The sequence below is a fragment of the Pseudomonas sp. XS1P51 genome (assembly GCF_054897845.1).
This window is the reverse complement of sequence record NZ_CM142707.1, coordinates 6,286,891-6,311,640: the sequence shown is the minus strand read 5'-3', so window position 1 is coordinate 6,311,640 and position 24,750 is coordinate 6,286,891. Positions and strand designations below refer to the sequence as shown.

The following is a 24,750-nucleotide window of genomic DNA, read 5'->3' as shown; positions in this document are numbered from 1 at the left end:
ACTCTCTTACCTTGGTTTTCTGTATGTTTGAGGATCCAGCATTGGAAGTGGAAACACATCAATCGTGCTTCTTTAATACCCGATAAAGGGTATTTCTAGAAACGCCGAGAATCTGCGCAGCCTTACTGACATTGCCTTTAGTCTTGGCTAATGTTTCAAGAATATGCAGCTCTGATCGATCTCGCAAAGTGGCCATCTTGCGCACCACAAACGGCGCACTGATGTCAGCGCCGCTACCGGGCAGCATTCCTCGGGTGTAGAACACGATGCCGTTCTTGAGTTGGGCCTCGAAGCACTGACCATCGATCAGCAGATCATCCAGGAAGAGATCCGCCAGATTGCAGCGCTGGTGAAAGGGATCAATGTTATCCAGCATCTCGGCAGCACAGCGTGTCAACGACAGGATGTCCCCATAGCCGTTAATCGCTACTAGACCCGCGTGGTGCGTGTCGATGAATTCGAAGTCGTAGTGGATCCTGATCACTTGATTGGAGCGATGAGCGTCCATGAACAGCCTGTTCTCGACCTTTACCGCTGCGCTGAACAGTTTCTTTTCTACCAGGCTAGATTTGAACTCCTCACTACCGGTGATGTTCATGACCCCCATGACCGTTCCCCACGGGCCCCAAATCGGGACCGCGCAACAAAATAGACGAGAAAATTCCGACAGGTAATGCTCAGCCCCAACCAAAGTCAGAGGCCGCCGTTCCTGCAGGGCGCATGACGGTGCGGTCGTGCCGATGTCCGACTCGCTCAAGCGCCGGCCAACTTGCAGCGCGAAGGATCTCGACGCCGGGTTCGATCCGTGCCGAGCGCGGATGATGACCCCTTCTTCGTTGGTGACATAGACCACCCAATTTTCACCGCCGAACGAATTCCAGATCGAATCGATCGCCTGACCGACAACCGCGCTCAAATAGCGGTCCTGGTCGTCGATCAGGAACAACTGGGAATCTGGTGAAGCCAGCAACTGGTCCGAGGGGTGAATGCCAAATCCATGACTGCGCCGCCACGACTCCACCAGGTATTCAGGGATGCCCATATGCCCTGCATCCCCGCCGCTAACGATGGCTTCCTTAGCGGTCCTCAGTCGGTCTGAGTAATCATCAGAAAATGCCCCAAATGCGTGCGACTTATCCATTATCGATTGATCAACCTTTGAACTGTTCAGTTTTGTAACACGAAAATCGTTAGCTGTACCAATAAGTGTCATCTTTGGGCTTTCGGATCAGACCCTAGCCCGATGGCCGCATGCGTCATCCTGTCGCACCATGCTTGAAAGCAATCGATACTCTCAATCGACGGTGAACAAGCATGACAACGCAAAGTTTTGACGTAATTGTGGTGGGTAGCGGCGCGGCTGGATGCGTAGTGGCGAGCTACCTCGCCGAGCAGACCAAAGCCAGCATCGCGATCATTGAGGCCGGCGGAAAAGACGGCGACCCCCTGATCCACATCCCCGCAGGTTTCGGAAACATCCTTGCCCATGACAAGCATGTGTTCAAAGACAACACGATCCCCCAACACGGCAGCGAGCGGCGCTTTCGCTCTGGCAAGGTGTTGGGCGGCGGTACATCGGTCAATGCGATGTGCTACGTACGGGGCCAGAAGCGCGATTTTGATGGCTGGGAACAAGCGGCGCGCGGTGAAGGTGGGTGGTCGTACGCCAACATGTGGAAAGCGTTCATCGAACAGGAGAGCAATGACACCTTTCACAACGAGCATCATGGCATTCATGGCAACCTTGCCGTCCAAATGCCCAATGGCATCAATGAGCTCAATCAGTATTGCCTGAAAGCATTCCAGGAATATGGATTGCCTTACAACCCCGACTACAACGGTGACACCCAGATCGGCGTCGCACCGGTGCAATCGAACATCAAGAACAAACGCCGCTGCAGCGCCGTGGAAGCGCACTTGCGTCGGCATCTGGACAGCGGTCGAATCACACTGTTGACCAAGACCACCGTCACTCGGGTGCTGTTCGAGCAAAATCGTGCTGTGGGCGTGCAAGCGCTGGTTGGCGGCCGCAGTACCGAGATCCACGCCACCCACGTGGTGCTGAGCGCAGGGGCGGTGCACAGCCCCAAAATCCTCATGCACTCAGGCATTGGTCCACGTGCACACTTGGAAGAGTTCGGCATCCCGGTAAAGATCGACCTGCCGGGCGTGGGCGAGAATCTGCACGACCACCCTATCGTTCCGCTCAGCGCCTATGTAACCGGCAACCTGGGTTATCAGAAAGCAGCCCAAGGCCTGGGCACGGTCAATGCCGGCCTGCGCTACATCCTGACCAAGGATGGCCCGGCCGCTGGCAATGGCATCGAGACGGTGACCTACTGGGACCCTCTGGATTTCAGCGCCGAGCCCACCGTGCAGTGCTATCACGTGCCGATCATTTCCAAGGATGGCCTGAGCCCGACGGGTAGCCGCTCCGGCATCACCTTCGAGCTGGTGGTGCTGCAACCCAAGAGCCGGGGGTACATCCGTCTGGCCGACAGCGATCCAACCTCCATGCCCCTCATCCACCCCAACTTCATCGGCCATGAGTACGACCTCAAGGTCGCGGTGGAGTCGGTCAAAGCTATGCGTGAAGTCATGAAACAGGAATCACTGGCGCCGGTCATTGATGAGGAAGTCTCACCCGGCGCCCAGGTGCAGACTGATGAGCAGATCGCCGAATGGGTCAAGAGCGTCGCGACCACCATGTGGCACCCCGTGGGCACCTGCCGCATGGGATATGACGATGATGCTGTAGTCGATGCGCAACTGCGGGTCCACGGGGTCGACAACCTGCATGTGATCGACGCCTCGATCATGCCCAACATCACCAGTGGCAACACCAATGCACCGACGCAGGCGTTGGCACTGCATGCCGCGAAAATGCTCGTAGCCTCTTATTTCAAGCACTGAGGCCCGCGCGGCTTCCTGCAGCAAGGAGATCTGCCCTATGAAATCAATAAGGAACCCGCTTGCCCACGCTGGGGCCTTGGCGTGCCTCACGGCACTGGTCCCGGCTAAGTGCATGGCGCTGGATGTCGACGGCGGTGACTACAATCCACTGTCGCCGGGCAGCAATATGGCCCTGCTCTACTACCAGCATGGCTACAGCCACAGCGCCTATGCCCATGGCAACAATGTCGGGGGTGGCACCCATTTGACTCAGGACATCGGCATTTTGCGGATGATCCACTTCATGGAAATCGGCGGGTTCACCATCGACCCGCAATTTCTGCTGCCGTTCGGTCACGTCAACGGCAAGCAGGCCGGCAGCGACCTCGGGACTGGCAACGGCGTTGGCGATCTGATTCTCGCTAACACGATATGGTTGGTGAACCGGCCGGCATCGGGAACCTTTTTTGGGGTAACGCCGATGGTGACGCTGCCCACCGGGAGCTACGACAAGGACGACCCACTCAATATCGGCGAGAACCGCCACAAGTACACCTTGCAACTGGGCTTCAGTCAGCGACTGGTCGACAAGGTGACCTTGGACCTGGTGTTCGACGGCACCCATTTCAGTGACAACGACCGTTATGGCAGCACCGGGGCAACGCTCTCGCAGCGCACGCTGTACCAAGGGCAGACCATCCTGCGCTACAACCTTACTCCCAGCCTGGACCTGCGCACCTCCTATTCCCATGAGTGGGGTGGCGAGCAGTTTGTCGACGGTTTGAGTCAAGGCCGACCAGGGATCAACAAGTACACGATCGGCGCCGCCTACATGCTCCCCACCAAGACCCAACTCATTTTCGGCTGGGGCCGTGACACGAGTGTCGACAACGGTTTCAAGACTCAAAGCCAACTTAACCTGCGCATTGCGCAAGTCTTTTGAAAATTGACGAGGTAATCGATCCATGAGCTTCCCGGATAACCACACCATCGACGCGATCTTCGCCCGTCAGAAAGCGTTCTTCGCTTCGCGCCAGACCTACGACATCGCTTTTCGCAAGCAAAGTTTGGAGCGCCTCAAGCAAGCGGTGCTCGACAATCGCGAACTGCTCTATGCTGCCCTTGACGCTGATCTGGGCAAACCCCGCGAACACGTCGATCTGGCGGAAATAGGCGCGGTACTGCACGAAATAGACTTCGCCCTGGAGCATCTGGACCAATGGGCCGTACCCAAGGAAGTGCCGACCGCCGACATCATTGCCCCGTCCACCTGCTACGTCACCCAAGAACCCTTCGGTGTGGCCTACATCATCGGACCTTTCAATTACCCGATAAACCTCACCTTGACGCCTCTGGTGGGCGCGATCATAGGGGGCAACACCACTATTTTGAAACCATCGGAGACCACTCCTGAAACCTCAGCGGTGTTGAAAAAGATCATCACCGAAGCGTTCGAACCTGACTACATTGCCGTGGTGCAGGGTGGGCGTCAGCAGAACACCCATCTGCTCAGCCTGCCTTTCGATTTCATCTTTTTCACCGGCAGCCCCAACGTCGGCAAAGTGGTGATGCGCGCGGCCGCCGAGCACCTGACCCCGGTAGTGCTGGAACTCGGAGGCAAGTGCCCACTGATCGTGCTGCCCGACGCCAACCTGGATCAGGTGGTCGAGCAGTTGCTGTTCGGCAAGTTCATCAACAGCGGTCAGACCTGCATTGCTCCGGACTATCTCTACGTACAGGCCGACGTAAAAGAGGCGTTGCTGGCCAAGCTTGCGCACGCGGTCAAGCAGCAACTGCCCGATATCGACTCCACCGGCAAACTGGTGACCAGCCGCCAGGTCGAAAAACTTCAGGCACTGCTCGCCGACAGCAAAGGTCGCGTGCTGGTGGGGGGCGAGGCGGATCCTGCGCGCCGGGTGTTCAGCGCAACCGTAGTGGACCAGGTGCAGTGGAGCGATGCGCTAATGTCCGAAGAGTTGTTCGGGCCTATCCTGCCAGTGCTCAGCTTTGCATCGGCCGACGAGGCAATTGCCGCGGTGAATCTGTATCATCCCAAGCCTTTGGCGGTCTACGTCTTCACCCACGACCAGGCACAAGCTCAGACCGTCATCGACCAGATTCAAGCGGGCGATGCGCAGGTCAACGGTGTAATGCTGCACGCCTTCTCCCCTTACCTGCCTTTCGGTGGTGTTGGTAACTCGGGGATGGGTGAATATCACGGGCATTACAGTTTTCTGACGTTCACCCACAAGAAGTCGATACGCATCGTTCCTTAATCAAGGGTGCTATCAGATGTGGCGCAGTTGGTAATCATCCCGCTGCGTCACCGCTGCATTGTGGAGGGCTCTTGTTGGCGTGTTATGCGATAGCAGTAGGTTGATACGCCAGTAAGGGCTTGCTCCCGGAAGGCCGAGGCTTTTTCTACGTCCCTCTTAACTTGATGAAATTTGGATTTGCTTCTCCGGCGACGGGAGTTGAATAGGACGCGACCGAAACAACTGCGTAAAAGCGCTCGTACTAAATCGTAGCGACGCGTGCCATATCCCTATGTCTATTTTTCACGCCTGTTCGATCATCTTGCATATCTAATCTTGAGACGCACAGGTGAACAGCGTCATGCTCCAAGCATTCTCGCCTTACCTGCCCTTCGGCGGTATGGGGACCTCAGGCATGGGCGAGTACCACGGCCATCACAGCTTCCTGACATTCACTCAGAAGAGGTCCGTGCGTATCGTCGCCTGATCGCCCCCTGCGCCCAATCGACCCTCCGTGCCTGATTCATCGGGCACGGAGCCTCTGCGGCCCTGCGTCGTCCCTGCCTGATCCCTCTCTCCAAGCGCGTAGCACACCTTCCTGCTTCAATCGCCGAGCCTTCCTTCGCTAAAACTCCCTCGATTACCCGATCACGATCCTGATTGTTCAGATACTGGACAGCTCCCCAGCCTCCGATCGTCCAGCTTTCCGACAACTGCTTTTTGAAAGTCCCGCGCCAGTGCGGTTCTGCGGTGTGGCACGGCACCTGCAATAGTCCACGTAGCACCTCCAACAACTGCACAATAAGAAGGAAGTGAACAATGAATCGATTGCTACCCAACGATCTGTGGCAGGAGCGCCTGTATGCCGGCGACTGGGAAGCCGGGGCGCTTCCATGCGTGGACGTTTTGTCGCCAGGCAGCGGACAGATACTCGGCACGCTGGCAATGGCAGACGGCGCGCAGGTACAACGCAGTTGCGAACGGGCCGTCGAAGCCCAGCGACAATGGTTTGCACTGCCCTATGACCAGCGGTCTTCAGTTCTGCGTCGAGCCGCACAGTTGGCCGAACAGTATCAGGATGAAATTATCGACTGGATCGTCCGCGAGAGCGGTTCGACGCGTCCCAAAGCAGCATTCGAAACCGCTGTCACCATCAAAGCGCTTCACGAAGCCTGCGCCCTGCCCTCACGCAGCCAAGGGGAAGTTCTGCCATCGCCAGCGGGTCGGCTGAGCCTGGCTCGGCGGCGCCCACTTGGCGTAATCGGGGTCATTTCACCGTTCAACTTCCCGCTCTATCTGGCCATGCGCGCCGTAGCTCCGGCACTGGCAACCGGCAACGCCGTGGTCCTCAAGCCGGACCCCCGCACGGCAGTGTGTGGCGGTTTTATCATTGCTCGCCTTTTCCAGCTGGCTGGCTTGCCCGCCAACACCCTGCATGTACTCCCTGGAGGCGCCGACGCAGGGTCCACACTCACAGCGTCTCCTCAGGTAGCGATGATCCAATTTACCGGTTCCACCGCAGCGGGCCGTAAAGTAGGGGAAGCTGCTGGGCGCCATCTGAAAAAGGTGTCTCTAGAGCTTGGAGGCAAAAACTCCCTGATCATTTTGGATGATGCCGACCTAGATCTTGCTATCGCGAATGCAACGTGGGGGGTGTACCTCCATCAAGGGCAAATCTGCATGTCAACCGGCCGCGTTTTAGTACAGCGCGGAATTTACGATGCTTTTCTAAAACGACTCGTTGCCAAAGCTCAGAGCTTGACCGTGGGTGATCCTACGACAGCTCAAGTACACCTAGGCCCACTTATCAATGCTGCGCAGCGTGACAATGCGCTGCGGATCGTCGAAGCCTCACGTGCCGCAGGGGCAAAAGTAGAGACTGGCGGATCGGCTGAAGGGCTTTTCTTTAAGCCGACGGTAATCAGCGGCGTGACACGTGGCAACCCTGCATTCCACGAAGAGATCTTTGGGCCCGTCGCCGTGGTTGTTCCTTTCGAGACTGACGAAGAAGCCGTCCAGCTTGCTAATGATACCGAATATGGCCTAAGCGCCGCCGTCCTTTCCCGTGATACCGGCCGGGCGCTTCGCCTCGGCGAGCAACTGCGCACTGGCCTTCTGCACATCAACGATCAGACAGTTAACGATGAAGTTATCAACCCATTCGGTGGCGTGGGCGCGTCGGGCAATGGCACCAGCATCGGCGGCGCTGCGAACTGGGAAGAGTTTACTCAATGGCAGTGGCTGACCCTCAAAGGCGAAGCTCCTGCATATCCGCTGTGACCTCGGAGAACAATAAAAATGACGACTACAATTTTTCGCCCTATTCAAGCTGCTGTCACACGTGGCAAAGGCGCACCTTTCGTGCTGGAGCAGGCCCGCATTCGCGCGCCCGAAGGTGACGAGGTGCTGGTGCGCATTGTCGCTACAGGCATGTGCCACACCGACATGATCGTGCGTGATCAATATTATCCGGTCCCCCTTCCTGCCGTGCTGGGCCATGAAGGCGCAGGCATCATCGAAGCGGTAGGTCCTCTGGTCGTGGATCTGGCCGTCGGCGATCACGTCGTGATGACCTACGGCTACTGCGGCCACTGCCTCTCCTGCGACACCGGTCAGGCGGCGTACTGCAAAGAGTTTTTCGGGCGCAACTTCAGTGGCGCTGGACCAGACGGCCAGAATGCGCTGCAGGATGAGCACGGAGCTGTACTGCACGATCACTTCTTCTCTCAATCGTCCTTCGCAACCTATGCCTTGGGCCGAGAAAACAACACGGTCCGCGTTCCTAAAGAGGCGCCCATCGAACTGCTCGGCCCTCTGGGGTGCGGAATCCAGACGGGCGCCGGTGCCGTCATCAACTCGCTTCGTGTCACACCTGGCAGTGCATTCGCCGCGTTCGGCGGCGGAGCTGTGGGGCTTTCCGCTGTGCTAGCAGCGCAAGTCGCCGGAGCTGGCACCATCATCGCAGTCGATGTCGTGCCTTCGCGTTTGAAGCTGGCGCTGGAGTTGGGCGCCACGCATGTGGTGAACAGCCGTGAGACGGACCCGGTTGCCGCGGTTCGCGAAATCACCGGTGGTGTGCAGTTCGCTCTGGAATCGACAGGTCGTCCTGAAGTCCTTCGCCAAGCTGTAGACGCCCTTGGCAGTCGAGGCGTGCTGGGTGTGGTCGGCGCGCCTCCACTGGGGACCACTGCGCAATTCGACGTCAACGATCTACTGCTGGGGGGCAAGTCCATTCGGGGCATTGTTGAAGGCGACAGCATTCCCAAGAAATTCATTCCGGAACTTGTTCACCTGTACCTGCAAGGCCGATTCGCCTTCGACAAACTCGTCAAGTTTTACAACTTCGAGGAAATTAATCAGGCCGCCGAAGACAGCGAGAAGGGGCTCACGTTGAAGCCGATTATCCGCATTCAGCGCTGACAGATAGTGGCCGTTCGACAGGGCGGCCATTTCAAACAAGAAGAAACAGGACCTTTCCCGTGAAGCACACATCTCGCTATGCATTTGGCCTTGCGGCCTGCACCCTTCTGACTGGCAAAGCCTTTGCGGTCGATGTCAACGCTGGTGATTACAACGCCGCCCCACCCGGCACCAACATCGCGGCCTGGTATCAACAATGGGGGCATGCCAATCGGTTCAACGGCGATGGCAGCCCTGATGCGACTCGCTCAACCGGGCTGCGGTCCAACATCAGCATCCTACGTCTTATTCACTTCATGGATTTGGGCGGTATCACCATCGACCCGCAGATCCTTCTGCCCTTAGGCCATGTTTACGACGTCAAAGTCGGTGGGCAAAAGCTGGGCAGCAACAGCGGTATGGCCGATCCCATCGTCGGAGCGACCTTCTGGCTCGTCAACCAGCCTAATGCGGGGGCCAGTGGCCGTTATTTCGGTATCACGCCGCTGATCTACCTGCCATGGGGTCAATACGACCGCCATAACCCGGTGAACCTGGGAGAGAATCGTTTCAAGGGTGACCTGCAAGTCGGCTGGGTCGAACCGCTATGGGGCAAATGGGGGATGGAGCTCTATGGCGATGCGGTTTTCTATGGGCCTAATAATGATGCGGGCACGGGCAGCCAGACGCTGCGTCAAGATCCGACCTATCAGATTCAGGCCAACCTGCGCTACGACTTCAACCCCACCCAACGGCTAGCTCTAGGTTTCTCCGCGACCGATGGTGGCAAGCAATACATCTCTGACGAATACACCGGGCAGAAAACCGAAGTGCAACAAGTGCGTTTCGAATTTCAGCAGATGGTTACCTCGAACCTGCAGCTCAGCACGCAGTTGACCCATGACACGCGCGTGGTGGGTGGGTTTCGCGAAGACACGGGAGTAAATTTGCGCGCTCTGCTATTGTTTTGAGGCCTAATCCCGCGCCTTGACTGAGCACCGCGATGCAGCAGAATCAGCTGATGCTTCTACTGCTGTGTCGCCATAACAATAAGGTCTGCCCATGGATACCCTTCAATTCGACTTGCAAACCGCTCGGGCCCTTTTCTCCGAGGGGGCCCCTCTCCCCGCCGGGCTTCTGCCTGATAGCATAGCCCGCTCTTGGACCCGCTCGCGTGACGCAGGATTGTTGCCGCACACCCCGGGCCTTTGGGGGGCGGACCTTGATTTTGCGGCGCTGACTGATCATGACCATCGTCTGGCCGAGTACGCACGGCCGGAAATGGAACGGCTCTGGCAACTGATTGGAGACACCCACTGGATGTTGTTCTGCGTCAATCCGCAGAACCGGATTGTGCATACGCGGCAGCCCCAGGGCAGCCAGGGTCCCTTACTACTACTCCAGCCTGGCCGCCGCGTCGCTGAATCGGACGTCGGCACGACCGCGCCCGCCTGCACGCTGGCAGAAGGCATCCCGACGGCGGTGGTAGGCAATCAGCATTACTTGCAGGAATTCGAGCGTTTTTTCTGTGTCAGCGTCCCGGTGCATGGTTTAAGCGGAGAAGTGCTAGGTGCTCTCGACTTGACAGGAATCGGCAGCCGCAACGCGGGCACGATGCTTGAGCGTCTGAATCATGCGGCGATGGCCGCTGAAAATCATATGTTCGACGGGCTGGTCGGCTGTCGGGTCATCGCCTTGCAGCACGACCCTCGCCTGTTGGGCACGCCGTTGCAGGCATTGCTGGCGATCCGCGAAGACGGCAGCATCGAGGCGGCCAACAGAGCCGCGCAACGGTTGTTGGGCATCGAACATTACCGCCCTCACGCACTGACTCTTCACGACCTGTTCGAACCGGCCAGCCAGCGCCAAATAGATCAGGACATCCAACTGCTGACACTCACCGCTGGCGTACGGGTATACGGTAAGATACAGACGCCGGCGGCCATCAAATCCAGGCTTGCACGCCCCTCTCGCTCGCCACTGGGTGGCGATCCCAGGGTCAACGAACAGTTCGACGCAGCAGGAAAAGCCTTCCTGGCAGATCTCCCGGTGCTGATTCTAGGAGCGACGGGGACGGGAAAAGAGGTATTTGCCCGCGCCCTGCATCAACGCTACACGCCCAACGCTCCGTTCATTGCAGTGAACTGCGCAGCCATCCCCGACAGTCTGATCGAAGCGGAGCTTTTCGGTTACAGCGAAGGAAGTTTCACCGGCGCGCGCAAAGGCGGCTCCACTGGCCTGCTGGAGGCTGCGAACGGGGGGACGTTGCTGCTCGATGAAATCGGTGACATGCCGCTTACCTTGCAGACCCGCTTACTGCGGGTGCTGCAAGATCGGCGCATCACGCGCTTGGGAAGCAGCGAGGCACGCCCTTTCAGTGTACGGATCGTTGCTGCCACCCATTGCGCGCTTTCCGAGCAGGTTGCTCGCGGTTTGTTTCGCGAGGATCTTTATTACCGGCTCGACGGGTTCCGCGTGGAATTACCTCCTCTCTCTCAGCGTGTCGACATTGTTCAATTGATCGACAGCGCAATTGCCCGACATGGCACCTTGCAACCAGATGACGCCGCCCGCGCGTTGCTATGCGATTACGCCTGGCCCGGCAACCTGCGTCAGTTGGATAACGTGATTCGCAGGGCCGTTGCGCTGTCTACCGGAGAGCTGTTGATCCGTACGCACCATTTACCCCCTGAGTTACACTGCTCTGGCCAGCCTAATGCGGCCATGCAGCGGCTCGCGGACACCACTCGACAAGCCATCGAGCGAGCCCTGCTGGCCAATGCGGGCAACGTCAGCGCGGCGGCGACCCAATTGGGCATTTCACGCACTACCTTGTATAAACGGCTGGGCCGCTAGCCGCAGCCCGGATGTTAACGCGACGCCGTGGTCTCAATGCAGCTTCATACGGGGGTGATTCTTGCACCCGATGCGGTCACCGAGCATCAGCAAGCCTGTACGGGAAACACCGTACAGCACGAGCGGGTGCATGCGGTAAAGCGATACATAGAACATTCGGGCAAGCCAACCCTCCACTTTCACTGTCCCCATCACACGCCCCATGAGGTTGCCAACGGCGCTATCTGTCGAGTGAAACCAGCGAGCCGTAATCCTCACACCGATAGTCGTCGATGGGTTTACCCGCAGAGCGGTTCTTCAACGAGATGGCAAGCAACGATGCCTGTTGGTGCGAGGTTTAAGCTCTGAGCGGGACATTTTTCGCTGCCTGATGCCATCAGGCACGCGGCCCAGTCGCCCAGGGCGAAGACGCTCTGGTGGTACGTGGTCTGCAGGTTCTGTTTGACGATCAGTTGATTGATGCGGTTGGTCTAATGGCCATCCAGTTGCGCAGGATACCCTGGCCCGCGAATGCCCGCGGCTCAGCCCTTTAGCGTTGCCGGAATAAACGTCCCGTCGCTGATCACCATGTCTCGGGCGTTGATTTCTTTTACGGGCGAGGACGTGCGCACCAGAACGCCGAGCTTCTCCGGCTCACGCAGCACCGAATAACCAAAACGCTCCGGCAGCGCCGACAGAACCCGTGGGCCGTCCTCAACGAGGTTGATGCGCATGTTTTGCGGTTCAATCGTATGCGTCTGGCCAAGTCATCTACCCGGCCCCGCAAAGCCAAGACATGGTGTGCACTTAAATTTAAGTGGGCACCAGTTCTAGCCTTTTAAGCGGGTATTTCATGCAGCCAACACGCCGTTCCTATTCAAAATCCTTCAAGGCCCAAGTCATTCAAGAGTGTGTCCAGCCCGGCGCGTCGATTGCCAGCATCGCACTCGGCCATAGCCTCAACGCAAACCTCGTCCATAAATGGATTCGGGTACACACGCAGAACAGTACCGCGCTGCAACCTGCATTTATTCCGTTACCCCTACCGTCGGCCGGAGCAAACTCTCAAGCGACATCGTCGAACATCTGCGTTGAGATCCAGCACCCGCGTGGCACCGTCAAAGTGAACTGGCCAACCGACAATGCCGCTGCCTGCGCGACCTTTCTTCGAGACCTGCTGCGATGATCCGCATCGACTCCATCTGGCTCGCCACCGAGCCGATGGACATGCGCGCAGGCACCGAGACTGCATTAGCCAGGGTGATAGCGGTGTTCGGTGCGGCGAAGCCGCACTGTGCCTACCTCTTCGCCAACCGCCGCGCCACACGCATGAAAGTTCTGGTGCATGACGGGTTCGGCGTCTGGCTGGCGGCTCGCCGGTTGAACCAGGGTAAATTCCACTGGCCAGGCATTCGCCATGGCTCTGAAATGCAGTTGGATTCCGAGCAACTCCAGACTTTGGTGTTGGGCCTGCCATGGCAACGAGCAGGCTCCGGCGGCGCGATCACACTGCTTTAACGGCTGCCATTAGCCTATCGGTCTATCGCCGGGAACCGCCTGCCCTGGCAAAATCCGGGGTATGACTTCTTCGCCCAATCTCGACTTAATGTCCCCCGACCAACTGCGTGCTTTGGCAGAGCAGTTGTTGGCGCAAGTCGACACCATGGGCAAGAAGATCAACCGCGACCAAACGGTGATCGAGAAACTGACCCACGAAATCGCACAGCTCAAGCGGTTCAAGTTTGCCAAGCGCAGCGAGCAGATGAATCCCGAGCAGGCCAGCCTTCTAGATGATCTGATCGATACCGATATCGCGGCGATTGAAGCAGAGCTTCAGGCATTGCAAACAGTGCCAGCGGCAACCGAGAAAAAGCAAAAGCCCAAGCGCACTGCATTGCCGGCAGATTTTCCACGCACGTTGATCCATCACGAACCGGACAATACTCACTGCCCATGCGGCTGCGCACTCAAACGCATCGGTGAAGACGTCAGCGAGAAGTTGGACTACACGCCCGGCGTGTTTAGTGTTGAACGCCATGTCCGTGGCAAGTGGGTCTGTGATGACTGCGAAACGCTGATCCAGGCGCCGGTTCCGGCACAGGTCATTGATAAGGGCATCCCGACCGCTGGGCTCCTTGCCCACGTCATGATTGCCAAGTTTGCCGACCATCTTCCGCTTTACCGCCAGGAGTCGATTTTCGGTCGAGCGGGCTTGGCGATTCCACGTTCAACATTGGCTCAGTGGGTTGGCATGACTGGCGTGCAGTTACAGCCTCTGGTCGACGCGCTACGCGATGTGGTGCTTGGCGAGCATGTCATCCACGCCGATGAAACACCGGTGCAGATGCTTGCGCCAGGCTCGAAGAAAAACCACCGTTCCTATGTTTGGGCCTACACCACCAGCCAGTTCTCGGACTTGGCAGCGGTGGTTTACGACTTCAGCCCCAGCCGTGCCGGTGAGCATGCTCGCAACTTCCTGCAAGACTGGAAGGGCAAGTTGGTCTGTGATGATTTTGGTGGCTACAAAGCCAGCTTCGAACTCGGCGTGACCGAGATCGGCTGTATGGCCCATGCGCGGCGCAAGTTCTTCGAATTGCACGCTACCAACAAGAGCACGCTCGCCGAGCAAGCCTTGCGCTATATCCAGTTGCTTCACGAAATCGAGAGCGAAGCCCGCGACCTGGAGCCAGATTTACGGTGCCGAATACGGCAAGGAAAAGCCGTACCGGTGATGGAGATGCTGCATGCCTGGATGATCGCCCAGCGCGACCTCGTGCCCGAAGGTTCGGCTATCAGCAGAGCGTTGGATTACAGCCTGAAACGCTGGGCAGCGCTGTCGCGCTACCTCGATGACGGTGCCGTCCCCATTGACAACAACTGGTGCGAGGTGCGACACGAAGTCGCTTACAGAAGTTGTTCCCCTTTGAGGGAACCACCCGTGTCACCGGGTGAATCTAGAAGGCTGAATCAAGAGCGCCTTCGACAATGTGACGAGGCATCGCAAGGTGCTGGGTACTAATCGTGAGAGGCGTACCCTTCTGGCAGCCATGGCCGGACAAGGGCTAGATAGTCGGTATGGTGAACACATGTGAACCTGCGTAAAGATCGTTAAGTTGAACGAGCGGAAATGGCTTATACGCTCGAACCAAAATGGTAATGGAGGTGGGAACAGCGTTTTTCTGCACGCGCGTTCGTGACCCACATGCCTCCCGGTCGATAGCAGGCACCTAACCTGACGTACTTCAGTAAGCGGAACGTGGAAATCCCGTATCGCTCCCCTAGGGAAAGCCATTTGTAAGAATGGCCCATGGCGGTGCGGGCGAAGGAACGAGGAAAAAGCGAACGCCATCCTGTAACGGGCTGGATAGAAGTTGAAACATCACTTCACGCGAAAGCGAGCAGACGTCCTCATGGTCTCTCTTCACAAGAGAGTAGGTAGAACCCTTTCAACGGAAGGAGAGCAAATGAACGCAGCAGCATTGGCGTGTGCACCTTCCGGCACGTCGTGGGACGGCATCAACTGGGCCAACGCTCAACGTCGTGTAAGAGGGCTGCAAGCGCGTATTGTGAAGGCTTTACAAGACGGCAGGCTGGACTTGCCCCTACCAAACCGGACACCAACTCCCCGTTAAATTGATGCTGCCGCTAAGCGCCTGAACTCCCTCGGTGAACGATATTTCAAGGCGCTGTGCGGATGCTGCTCGTTGTAATGCTCGAAGGCAATTGCCAGATTGTGCAGCGCCGTTTCTCGATCCGGCTTGGGCATATGCGCCACATAATCGCGCTTGATCGTCTTCACGAAGCTCTCGGCCATACCATTGCTCTGAGGGCTGCGCACTGGAGTGGTCACCGGCTGCAAACCGATCTGTCGAGCAAACAGGCGTGTCTGTTCGGCGGTGTACGCCGAGCCGTTGTCGCTTAGCCATTGCACCGGCGTTGCAGGCTGTTGATCACCGAAGCGTTTCTCTACGCTCTCCAGCATTAAGTCGCGGATGTCATCGCCGCTGTACCCGGTCGGACTCGCGACCCAGCCGATGGCTTCGCGGTCACAGCAATCCAGGGCAAAGGTCACGCTCAGTTTGGCGCCGTCCTCACAGCGGAACTCAAAGCCGTCCGAGCACCAACGCGTATCACTGGTTTCCACGGCAATACGGCCTTCGTGCCGACGCGGCACGCCGGGCTGTTTGATCCGGCGTTCAAGCAAAAGGTTGTGGTCACGCATCACCCGGTAAACCCGCTTCACGTTGATCGCCGGCAGCGACCGCTTTTCACGGGCGCGACGCAGCAATCCCCAAACACGACGGTAGCCATAGCTGGGCAGCTCGCTGATCTGTTGCTGGATTTCAACCACCAGATCAGCGTCGTTCAGGGCCCTGCTTCGCCGGACTTTGGGCGATACCGATTGCTTGATTCGAACCGTTAATTGCGAGCGCGCCACACCGAGACATTCGCTGACCAGTTTCACTGGTCGTCCCCCGGCAACAAGGGTGAGTGCGCAATCCATTTTCGCGACCGGGCGATCTCCACCGCCTCTTTGAGGATTTCCGCTTCCATCGTCTTCTTGCCGAGCATCCGTTGCAGTTCACGGATCTGCTTGAGCGCATCGCTCAGCTCCGAGGCGGGCACAACGGCTTCACCGGCACTGACCGCCGACAGACTGCCGTCCTGATATAACTTGCGCCATAGGAACAGCTGGTTGGCATTGATGCCGTTGCGTCGAGCGACCACCGAAACGCTTTGCCCGGGCTCAAGGCTCTCGCGAACCATGGCCAGTTTTTGCTCCGGACTCCAGCGCCGTCGCCGCTCCTGGCCCAAAAGCTCCCCACTCTTGTCGTTGCTATTAGTCATAAACATAACCGTTTGCCTATCCCTTATCGTAAGGGGGAAACGGTGTCCTGTCTTCCATGGGGCTCGTTCACAGGCATAACAAGGCGAAAGCCCTGCAATGGCTGCTGACTCACTCGTTTAGCGGCAAAGCTTTAGCCGTGAAACGGGTCTCTGAAAACAAAGGCAAGAATACCCCCGGTGTGGACAAGGTCACTTGGAATACACCGGGGGCCAAGATCGGTGCGATAGCGTCATTGAAGCGGCGAGGCTACTCGCCGCTTCCGCTTCGGAGGGTGCTTATTCCGAAGAAAAACGGCAAGACGAGACCTCTCGGAATTCCCGCGATGAAATGCCGGGCCATGCAGGCGCTTCATTTGCTGGCTCTGGAACCGATAGCGGAAACTACCGGTGACCCGAACTCTTATGGGTTCAGGCCGGAACGCTCAACTGCGGATGCCGCCGCACAGTGCTTTGGTGTGCTGTCACGAAAAGCAAACGCGGAGTGGGTGTTAGAGGGCGACATTCAAGGCTGTTTCGACAATATCAGCCATGACTGGTTGATCGCGAACATCCCCATGGATAAGGCGATTTTGCAGAAATGGCTCAAAGCCGGTTACGTCTACCAGAATGAGCTGTTCCCTAGCCACACCGGAACCCCGCAGGGAGGCATCATTTCTCCGGTGTTGGCCAACATGACCCTGGATGGTTTGGAAGCGATGCTAGCGAAGAAATTTCCCAATGCAAAGTGGACAGGCCGAAAGATGCGCGTGGTGCGTTATGCAGATGATTTCATCATCACTGGCTTTTCGAAAGAGTGGCTGGAGAATGAAGTCAGGCCCGCTGTGGTTGAGTTTCTGGCAGCGCGTGGACTTGTCCTCTCTCCGGAAAAAACCAAAGTAACGCACATAGGGGACGGGTTCGACTTCCTTGGATGGAACTTGCGCAAGTACAACGGCAAGCTCCTGATCAAGCCATCGAAAGCGAACATCAGGGCTCACCTCGCCAAGCTGCGGGAAGTGATCAAGACCAACAAGGCGATCAAACAGGTCAATTTGATCGGGCTGCTCAACCCGATTTTGCGGGGATGGGCGAACTATCATAGCCACGTGGTCGCCAAGAAAGTCTTCAATCAGGTGGATAGCGAGGTCTGGATAATGCTCTGGCGCTGGGCGGTGAGACGACACCCGCGCAAAGGAACACGGTGGGTCAAGGACAGGTATTTCAAAGTCCGAGGATCGCGCCGGTGGGTGTTCACCACCGTTGAAAAATCCGCAGACGGTAAGGTAAGGGAATACACCTTACTGAAGGAATCGGACACGCCGATAGTGCGGCACATCAAGATCAAGTCTGCTGCCAACCCGCATGACCCCAATTGGGATGAGTATTTCGAGTTCCGATGGGACAAGAAAATGCTCAAATCAACGAAGGGACGAGCGAAGCTTTATCGCGTCTGGCGACAGCAAGGCGGTCTATGTTCTGTTTGTCATAAGCCCGTTACCAAAGATACGCCGTGGCATAGTCGCCACATCGTAAAGTTGGCCGACGGGGGAACGGACGCCGCAGTCAATCTTGAGATCTATCACCTGCGTTGCCCCAGAGATCAGCAGTACGCCAATGTTAAAGAGGTATAACCGGGTACTTAACAGTGCCTTTGTAGAGGCTTGAGCCGTGTGCTGGGAAACTCGCATGCACGGTTCTTAGGGGGTTGGACGCGGGTAACCGCGTCTGACTACCCGACAACCAGATCCGACCATGGGCTCTTGGACGCAAGAACTGGCTCTTTGCAGGGTCGTTACGCAGCGGAAAACGGGCGGCTGCAATTATGAGTTTGATCCAATCTGCGCGGCTCAACGGGCATGATCCCTATGCTTATTTGAAGGACGTTCTTACACGCCTGCCGACGCAGCGGGCGAGTGAAATCGGCAAGTTGTTGCCACATCAATGGATACCTGCCTGACTTATCAAAGTATGTACCTCGTCAGCCTACTGAAGATCAGCCCTACTGCCGGGATATGGGGGCCACTCTCTCTCTGTATTCACGAGGCGAACACGTCATAATGCGCTTGAAAGCGTGGCTAAAAGCACTGTCGGAGTCATAGCCCAGCTTTTGTGCTATGGACGAAATGGTAGTGTGGTTTGTTTTCAACAATCTCGTAGCTAATTGCATGCGCCAGCGCAAGACGTACTCTAAAGGGGCGACACCAGATTTTTGCTTGAATCGCAAAGCGAAGGTCGAGCGAGAAACACCCGCGATTTTGGCAAGGTTCTCTACCGACCAAGAACGCGCCGGATCGGCATGAATGGCTTGAATGGTTGCCCCGATACGTGGATCGGATATGGCAAGCAACCAGCTCGGTGCGCTATTTCCTTCTTGGATCAAATAAATTCGTAAAACCTGCACCAGCATGATGTGGCCGAGATACTGAACCACAATCGAGTTACCAAGAGACGGATTGGTGAGTTCATGAGCGATGCGCTGCAAGGCCCAATTCAGCACGGATGCTTGATCCGAACCACTTTTGATGACTGCGACAGGAGGCAATCCGCCAAATAGAAGGCGCGCTTCCTCACCGAAGTCAAAACGTCCCCCGATCAGGAAAAACGCATCGGCTGTCCCACAACTGGCGATGCCATTGACGGCATGGCGATAAATCGCATCCGAGTGGATGGCCGGAAATGCTAAGTCGCTGCGGAGTGAAAACGCCCGCTTTCGCGGCAAAAGAAAGCAATCTCCGGCCGTCAATCGGATAGGTTGCTCCACGCCTTCCACCACTAGCCAACAAGTACCTTCAAGGATTGCATTGAACTTGATGCCGTCGGGTGGCGGAAAGTCGATGGCCCAGTCTCCACCAGCCTTCAGACCTGCAAAAAAGGAGTTATGAGCATTTAGGAGGGAGAGGGCTTCGGACAGGGGATCCATAAGGTATATAGGACGATCTCGACAGATAATTGGACTCTGCTGCATTCACAGTCCTAAGTCTAGCCTAGACAATAGTGGACGTGGATTTTGCCCCGACTACAAGTCAGAAGCACAAGGAAACGCCATGACCAGCAAACAGTCTCCCATCCGCTCCGGTTTCGGAGCGGTAACCACCGCATCAGAGCTACTTGAAGGGTGCGATCTGTCCAACACCACCGCCATCGTCACCGGGGGGCACTCCGGCCTGGGTCTGGAGACGACAAGAGCACTGACGAAGGCAGGCGCGAGTGTCGTTGTCGCAGCGCGTGATGTAGAAGCTGCTCGCGCAAAGACTAGCGGAATCTCCAATGTAGAAATCGAGCGACTGGATCTTTCCGATCTGACCAGCGTACGCGACTTCGCTCAGCGTTTCTTGGCAAGCGACCGACACGTCGACATCCTGATCGGCAGCGCGGGAATCATGGCTTGCCCGGAAACCCGCGTAGGGGCGGGTTGGGAGGCACAGTTCGCCACCAATCATCTGGGGCACTACGCCCTCGTGAATTTGCTATGGCCTGCGCTCAAGGGTCGAGCAAGGGTGGTAGTAGTGTCATCGGCGGGGCATCACCAATCGGGTATCCGCTGGAACGATGTGCAATTTACGCAGGGCTACGACAAGTGGTTGGCATATGGGCAGTCGAAGACGGCCAATGCATTGTTTGCTGTCCACCTTGATCGGCTTGGTCAACACGAGGGTGTCCGGGCTTTCTCCCTTCACCCCGGCAAGATTCTCACTCCGCTCCAGCGTCATCTGGCGCAGGATGAAATGATTGCCGCCGGCTGGCTAGACGTCAACGGCCACCTTGCCGATCCGACTTTCAAGACGACGCAGCAAGGTGCGGCAACCCAAGTTTGGGCCGCAACAGCTCCACAGTTGAATGGCATGGGAGGCTTATATTGTGAGGACTGTGAGATCGCTTCGCTGGATGCAAGCGAACCACCATCCTTTGTCGGCGTTCGGCCTTATGCCGCCGACCCTGATCAAGCCGAACGCCTTTGGGCACTATCCGCTCAACTTACAGGGATTGACGCTTTTGAAAGGAAATGAGTGATCGGTACAGAACGTCCATACCTATGTTGCTCTCTGTCCGAGGCTGAAGAACTTCTTTGGCTGCGCAGCGGAGAAACTGCCCATCGAGTCGCCGCCGCTGTCGCGCACGACGGAAGAACTGGGCAAAGACCCTGGGCGAACAGTTGTTCATCCGCACTGGCCGGGATAGGGAAGGCGACTTCGCTGGACGGTTACGTTCAATCGACTGTCAGCTTTGGGCCGATTCTGTTGAAAAAGTAAATCTCCTGCCTGGCCTGCTGCAAAATCAGGTCATCGGCCAGCGGGAGGATTCGCAGCATGATGGGACAATTGTCGAGGGGCAAGAGCGACTGTTTTACTCGTTCAATATTGAAGATCACATCCCTGCCAATCACCTCCTGCGCAACATTGATCGATGCCTCGATCTAAGCGATCTGCGCCATTATCTCTCCGATTTTTATAGCCCAATCGGGCGTCCATCGATTGATCCCGAACTGATCGTACATAATCTAAGAAGACTGGCAAAACTGACCTCACAAGGGCCGCCGACCACGGGATAGGTACGCCCGGAATCAGCAAAAACCCTCAAATTAACCCACTGACCAAGTTGCAATAAGCTAAGCAGAACCGAAAAGCCACTCAACGTGGCGAACAGGTTCTGAAGAGACAATCAGCCTCGAAGTCTTCCGGTCTGAAATTCCGACTTTTTCAACAGAATCGGTCGACTGCGGCCCTTCGTGACTTTTGGCAGACCAGGGAGTCTATCCGTAACCAGTTTCTTGTAGAAATTATTCACAGCTCGTCGGAAATTGGATGGAGAAATTCGATCAAGCTTCCATCCACACCAGTCCTTATTGGAGGCAGGTAGGGTGTACACTTCACGGTACAACGTGGAAGTGTACACATGCAAAAACCATGTTAATTATAAAGTTATGCTATTATTCGAGTCTCCCTCGGGCACCAAAATTAAGAAAGGTCTTGCTTTGCAAGGCCTTTTTTTTCGCCCACAGAAAAGCGCCTGACACCCCGCCGACCTGTCGGAATTTGGTTGCTGGCGATGCTTTCGATCTTCTCGTTCTCGGTTGATACGACAATTCTCAAGGATTCATCCCATGGAACTGCTGCTGGAAACTGTTGCTTTGTTCTGTCTTAAGCTGGCGTATGAGACGGAGGGGTCGAGTCCGATTTTGCGGGAGGATCCGGTTATGAGTGATTATGAGCGGGAGGTTTTTGGGTTGCTGGTGCGGCGGGGGGATGTTGAGGGGATTCAGGCGAAAGTGGGTGAATGCCTGAGTTTGGCGCTGACCGCCCTCGGAGGTATTGATACAGTTCTGGGCCGCGAACTGCATAGATTAGCGGAAAGTTTCAGCGCCTCGCGGACGACGGAGCATCTTCATGCCCCACTCCTCGCGCTTAAGCAGTATTTGAATGACATTCAGTGAATAAAGAGGACTACATGAAAACAGAGTACGCCCGATGGACGCCCTGACTCTTGTCATCATACGTAAATGAATATTCAATCTTTTCCCTTTTCTCTTGTTATGGAAGACTGCCCCTTCAGACGTTGCAATTTCTCCAGCGCTGTATCAGTAAACGAGGAATAAAATAGAACGTAACGTACGCACATAACGTAACCACGTAGAAACACAACAACATGGCTGAGGCAAATGTCGAATACATGAATGTACTCAGCCCAAAAAGGCGAAATTTGCGATTATGCTCGGCCAAGTCTACCGCCTCGAAGTAATTAATAGAGATAAATATTGCTAACAACACCGCCAATACCAACAATGCAAAAAAATACTTTTTTAGCGTCAGGTTCTTATATTGCTCTGGATCTATTACTATTTTAGCGCGAGCCAAGTAGATGGCAATAGCCGCAAAGATCGGACCAAAGAGACTTATATAGCTAGTACTCAACCTGGAACTAAATGGAAAAAGTGAAGACCAGAACCCTACTGTCCCAAACAGATATTGGTTTAAGAAATTATCGATACGCAAATAAACCCCCGTACTGGCATGTGCGGGCAGAAGATTAGCTATCAAGAATAAAGGTATAAGGCTAAATGATATCAGCAGATAAGGAATGGGAATAACTTGAGTAATATTTTTATTCATTGAGGCTGCCCTGTCTTTAGGTACAGATCGAAAAGCTTTGAAGACTTTGTGATGTTCATCGCTTTCGGAATTAAGCCCGATGCAACGAAGCACCGGGCCATTTTATCGTAACAAGCTTGTTCGATTACTGCTGTGGAAGTGCATTGAGGACAGCGGCATTGATCTCATCAACCTTTTTCGCATCAAAATAAGCGCCTGCCAGAGCCATCAATACTGCCACCGTGACTACCCCGGCTGCAGATCCGACAAACACCGGCATGATCAGCACCATGACACCAGCAAGTACTGCCCCGGCTCCCAGGCCAACGGCTATGCTCTCCAACTCAAGACCGAGGGGCTTCCAGTCGCCGGTCTCCACACCGACGATAGCCTGCTCACGAACTGTGTTTATTTGGACAGCTTTGCCTGCTAAACCGAAAGCCTTGCCCAATCGTGTGAAATTGTCGGCCAATGAAGCTTGGTCAAGAGCCTTGAGTGCGCTCGCCACAGCTTGCGCGTCTTGCTTATTAAGCTTGGCGCTGGGATTTACCCGCACCTTCTCGAACGTTTGCATGGCTTCGGCATAGCTTCGCACTTTCTTGCCCGAAACATTCTCCTGCAGACCGAGGGCGACCTTGCTCATGTGTTCGCCGTACTTGCTCAAAATATCTTTATTGACGTCGGAGAGGAATGTCACTGCTGCTTTATAGGCGGCCTGTTCTGCTGCAACGCGAGCAGCCTCATCTGCCAATCTACTGGCTTCAGCCTCCGCTGCCTGCCGTGCATCCTCTTCCGCTTGGGCAGCGGCAACGACCTGAGACAAGACTGCCGATTTTTCCGTGAGAATCCGGATTTTTTCCGCCAGTAATCTTGCTCGATAAGCGGCCGTCGCGGACGCCTCCCAGCGTTTGTAAACGTCGAGGGGGGTACCAGGAACACCGCGACCTTGAAGTATATTTACAAAATCCACCGCACTTTTCCTAACCTCCACCGCCAGTACATTCCTGCCAAAAAAAGCGTTGGCGGCTACGTTACTCTTAGCCAGTTCAGCGTTGCTTTGCGTGATCAGGCTATCCACGACGGACTTTGCTGCCTCAGCCTTCTCCAATGCAGAAAGTCGATTAGTCCCAACCGCTCCAGCGATTTCCATATCGATGTCTGTCGGCAATTGCGGCAAATAAGCGAGGTAAGACTGTTCTATATTTCGTTGGGCTGTAGCAACAGTGACTATCACAGATATCGTGTAGAGCTCGCCCTTAATGCCCTTCTGACTGAAGAATACGTCGATTTCGAAACTGCTTGGGACGTTACCGTCCCAAGGCAGGGGTTTAGCGATGAAGCCAACACCGGGGAGTGGCTTCGGAGGTAGGGGCAGTTTCGGCTCAGGGGTTACAACAATAGGTGGAAGGGTCATAGTTCCTTGTTGCATGTAATTACTCCTTAATATTTTAAAGGGCAGCCCCTCTGAATCGATCCTGATCCAAAGTTGTAAAAGGGCTATCTTCATCGAGCCTACTCTTGCTGCTAAAACGTCAAGGGCAAGCAACAACTGTATAAAAACACAGTATTATTCTTTGTGAAGTACCGTTTGCGATGACATGAAGTTCAGCAATACGGGGTTACATCTGCATGGCGAAATGCTTCCACGCCCTATCTGGTAAATCATTGATGGTTCAATTGAAGCACCGTAACAAACTGGTGGTTATGGATCTTCGTTAGAGGATGTTGCTCATCTTCAGAAGTTGCAAGAAAAGGGTCTACACGATACCCTCCCACCGTCGCTGCCAAATCAGCGACCGGGTGTGGAAACCCGTGTAATTCAAGGCGCAACAGCGCCCCCATCACGTCTGCCGGCGCTTTTTTTGTGTCTGCGGCGTGAGTTATGGCGGCTGTGCGTGGGACGTCTTCGGGCGTGCCGGTTTCCTTGATTCCCGGTTTTCCACCCTGCGCACAGCTGTCACCCATTCGTGTGGAAACGAATGTGGCAGCTCCATATATCAAGGAGTCTGATAATGCGCAGTATCAATCCGTACAAAATTTGGCTTTTCCCTCTACGCAATCCCCAATCGTGTAACGCCCTCCCCCACCACCTCTCCCTCATCGGAGGTGGCAAATGACCCATCAACCCGAACTCAAAACCATCGGCCTTACACCCGCCATCTACTGCGGCGACCAAGCCCTATTCCACGTCACCCGCAACGTGCCGCTCGGCGATGCGCTGGCCATGGCGTCCGATTTTCTCTTCCTCGCCAAGAAGCTCACTGAAGATGCCGCTTACGCCAAGGACGCTGACCGGCATGCCTGGGCTGCGCATTATTTGACGTCGATGAGTAAGGCGGTGGTGGATGATGCGGTGAAGGTGTTGAATCGGGATCGGGATAATGAGGTGGCGAATAAGCGGGCGGAGGCAATGGCTGAGGGATAGCTCGCGACAGGGCCGGAGTTTGTCTGGTGTT

20 protein-coding genes and 3 pseudogenes are annotated in these 24,750 nt (G+C 55.9%); 17 read left to right on the top strand and 6 right to left on the bottom strand.

The window, feature by feature from the left end:
* Window positions 1–58 precede the first annotated feature (58 nt).
* Window positions 59–1,141, bottom strand: a complete 1,083-nt coding sequence (locus ACYZUD_RS29220; protein ID WP_462021308.1) for a helix-turn-helix domain-containing protein — start codon at window positions 1,139–1,141, stop codon at window positions 59–61.
* A gap of 173 nt (window positions 1,142–1,314) precedes the next feature.
* Here ACYZUD_RS29220 and ACYZUD_RS29215 point away from each other — a divergent pair, with 173 nt between their 5' ends.
* The 8 genes from ACYZUD_RS29215 to ACYZUD_RS29180 all read left to right on the top strand — a co-directional run bounded on the left by ACYZUD_RS29215 (window position 1,315) and on the right by ACYZUD_RS29180 (window position 11,402).
* A complete protein-coding gene (locus tag ACYZUD_RS29215) occupies window positions 1,315–2,913 on the top strand; it encodes a GMC family oxidoreductase (protein ID WP_462021307.1) in 1,599 nt (532 codons plus the stop codon).
* A gap of 37 nt (window positions 2,914–2,950) precedes the next feature.
* Window positions 2,951–3,835, top strand: coding sequence for a transporter (locus ACYZUD_RS29210; RefSeq protein WP_462021306.1), 885 nt, complete (start codon window positions 2,951–2,953; stop codon window positions 3,833–3,835).
* Between the two features lie 22 nt (window positions 3,836–3,857).
* Window positions 3,858–5,168 carry an NAD(P)-dependent benzaldehyde dehydrogenase MdlD gene (gene mdlD, locus ACYZUD_RS29205; RefSeq protein WP_462021305.1) on the top strand — a complete coding sequence of 437 codons (1,311 nt, stop codon included), beginning with the start codon at window positions 3,858–3,860 and terminating at the stop codon, window positions 5,166–5,168.
* A gap of 340 nt (window positions 5,169–5,508) precedes the next feature.
* Window positions 5,509–5,634 (top strand): hypothetical protein, encoded by a 126-nt coding sequence (locus ACYZUD_RS29200; protein WP_462021304.1) that lies wholly within the window; start codon window positions 5,509–5,511, stop codon window positions 5,632–5,634.
* A 332-nt stretch (window positions 5,635–5,966) separates the two neighbouring features.
* Window positions 5,967–7,427, top strand: coding sequence for a benzaldehyde dehydrogenase (locus ACYZUD_RS29195; RefSeq protein ID WP_462021303.1), 1,461 nt, complete (start codon window positions 5,967–5,969; stop codon window positions 7,425–7,427).
* Window positions 7,428–7,445: 18 nt separating this feature from the next.
* Window positions 7,446–8,567 carry an NAD(P)-dependent alcohol dehydrogenase gene (locus ACYZUD_RS29190; RefSeq protein WP_462021302.1) on the top strand — a complete coding sequence of 374 codons (1,122 nt, stop codon included), beginning with the start codon at window positions 7,446–7,448 and terminating at the stop codon, window positions 8,565–8,567.
* A 59-nt stretch (window positions 8,568–8,626) separates the two neighbouring features.
* Window positions 8,627–9,517, top strand: coding sequence for a transporter (locus ACYZUD_RS29185; protein WP_462021301.1), 891 nt, complete (start codon window positions 8,627–8,629; stop codon window positions 9,515–9,517).
* Between the two features lie 91 nt (window positions 9,518–9,608).
* Window positions 9,609–11,402 carry a sigma-54-dependent Fis family transcriptional regulator gene (locus ACYZUD_RS29180; protein ID WP_462021300.1) on the top strand — a complete coding sequence of 598 codons (1,794 nt, stop codon included), beginning with the start codon at window positions 9,609–9,611 and terminating at the stop codon, window positions 11,400–11,402.
* A 521-nt stretch (window positions 11,403–11,923) separates the two neighbouring features.
* Here the strand turns inward: ACYZUD_RS29180 and ACYZUD_RS29175 are convergent.
* Window positions 11,924–12,115 (bottom strand): hypothetical protein, encoded by a 192-nt coding sequence (locus tag ACYZUD_RS29175; protein WP_462021299.1) that lies wholly within the window; start codon window positions 12,113–12,115, stop codon window positions 11,924–11,926.
* Between the two features lie 119 nt (window positions 12,116–12,234).
* Between ACYZUD_RS29175 and tnpA the strand changes: the two genes are divergently transcribed.
* The 3 genes and pseudogenes from tnpA to tnpC all read left to right on the top strand — a co-directional run.
* Entirely contained in the window at window positions 12,235–12,567 is a 333-nt protein-coding gene (tnpA, locus tag ACYZUD_RS29170) for an IS66-like element accessory protein TnpA (protein ID WP_462021298.1), read from the top strand.
* Window positions 12,564–12,899 (top strand): IS66 family insertion sequence element accessory protein TnpB, encoded by a 336-nt coding sequence (tnpB, locus tag ACYZUD_RS29165; protein WP_462021297.1) that lies wholly within the window; start codon window positions 12,564–12,566, stop codon window positions 12,897–12,899. The genes tnpA and tnpB overlap by 4 nt, the downstream gene beginning before the upstream one ends.
* Window positions 12,900–12,960: 61 nt before the next feature.
* Window positions 12,961–14,268: pseudogene (gene tnpC, locus ACYZUD_RS29160) on the top strand (IS66 family transposase); the annotation flags it as partial.
* A gap of 741 nt (window positions 14,269–15,009) precedes the next feature.
* Here the strand turns inward: tnpC and ACYZUD_RS29155 are convergent.
* A protein-coding gene (locus tag ACYZUD_RS29155) for an IS3 family transposase (RefSeq protein ID WP_462021296.1) occupies window positions 15,010–16,229 on the bottom strand; the annotation gives its coding sequence in 2 pieces (ribosomal slippage) (window positions 15,010–15,884 and window positions 15,884–16,229; 1,221 coding nt in all).
* Window positions 16,230–16,285: 56 nt separating this feature from the next.
* Between ACYZUD_RS29155 and ltrA the strand changes: the two genes are divergently transcribed.
* Both ltrA and ACYZUD_RS29145 read left to right on the top strand, forming a co-directional pair.
* Complete coding sequence (gene ltrA / locus ACYZUD_RS29150) at window positions 16,286–17,839, top strand: group II intron reverse transcriptase/maturase (RefSeq protein WP_462021295.1); 1,554 nt, start codon at window positions 16,286–16,288, stop codon at window positions 17,837–17,839.
* A gap of 104 nt (window positions 17,840–17,943) precedes the next feature.
* Window positions 17,944–18,165 (top strand): annotated as a pseudogene (locus ACYZUD_RS29145) (transposase domain-containing protein); the annotation flags it as partial.
* A 42-nt stretch (window positions 18,166–18,207) separates the two neighbouring features.
* Here the strand turns inward: ACYZUD_RS29145 and ACYZUD_RS29140 are convergent.
* The gene (locus tag ACYZUD_RS29140; RefSeq protein WP_462025129.1) at window positions 18,208–19,128 is read right to left on the bottom strand and encodes an AraC family transcriptional regulator; all 921 of its coding nucleotides are present in this window, start codon (window positions 19,126–19,128) and stop codon (window positions 18,208–18,210) included.
* Between the two features lie 124 nt (window positions 19,129–19,252).
* On the opposite strand from ACYZUD_RS29140, the gene ACYZUD_RS29135 reads away from it, so the two are divergent.
* From ACYZUD_RS29135 to ACYZUD_RS29125, 3 genes and pseudogenes are all read left to right on the top strand, one after another.
* Window positions 19,253–20,215: an SDR family NAD(P)-dependent oxidoreductase gene (locus ACYZUD_RS29135; RefSeq protein WP_462021294.1), complete on the top strand. Its 963-nt coding sequence runs from the start codon at window positions 19,253–19,255 to the stop codon at window positions 20,213–20,215.
* Between the two features lie 300 nt (window positions 20,216–20,515).
* Window positions 20,516–20,709 (top strand): annotated as a pseudogene (locus ACYZUD_RS29130) (IS5/IS1182 family transposase); the annotation flags it as partial.
* 600 nt (window positions 20,710–21,309) lie between these two features.
* The gene (locus ACYZUD_RS29125) at window positions 21,310–21,639 is read left to right on the top strand and encodes a hypothetical protein (RefSeq protein ID WP_462021293.1); all 330 of its coding nucleotides are present in this window, start codon (window positions 21,310–21,312) and stop codon (window positions 21,637–21,639) included.
* 115 nt (window positions 21,640–21,754) lie between these two features.
* On the opposite strand, the gene ACYZUD_RS29120 is transcribed toward ACYZUD_RS29125, so the two are convergent.
* Window positions 21,755–22,315, bottom strand: a complete 561-nt coding sequence (locus ACYZUD_RS29120; protein WP_462021292.1) for a hypothetical protein — start codon at window positions 22,313–22,315, stop codon at window positions 21,755–21,757.
* Between the two features lie 124 nt (window positions 22,316–22,439).
* Complete coding sequence (locus tag ACYZUD_RS29115) at window positions 22,440–23,801, bottom strand: colicin-like pore-forming protein (RefSeq protein ID WP_462021291.1); 1,362 nt, start codon at window positions 23,799–23,801, stop codon at window positions 22,440–22,442.
* A 606-nt stretch (window positions 23,802–24,407) separates the two neighbouring features.
* Between ACYZUD_RS29115 and ACYZUD_RS29110 the strand changes: the two genes are divergently transcribed.
* A complete protein-coding gene (locus tag ACYZUD_RS29110; RefSeq protein WP_462021290.1) occupies window positions 24,408–24,719 on the top strand; it encodes a DUF3077 domain-containing protein in 312 nt (103 codons plus the stop codon).
* Window positions 24,720–24,750: the final 31 nt, after the last annotated feature.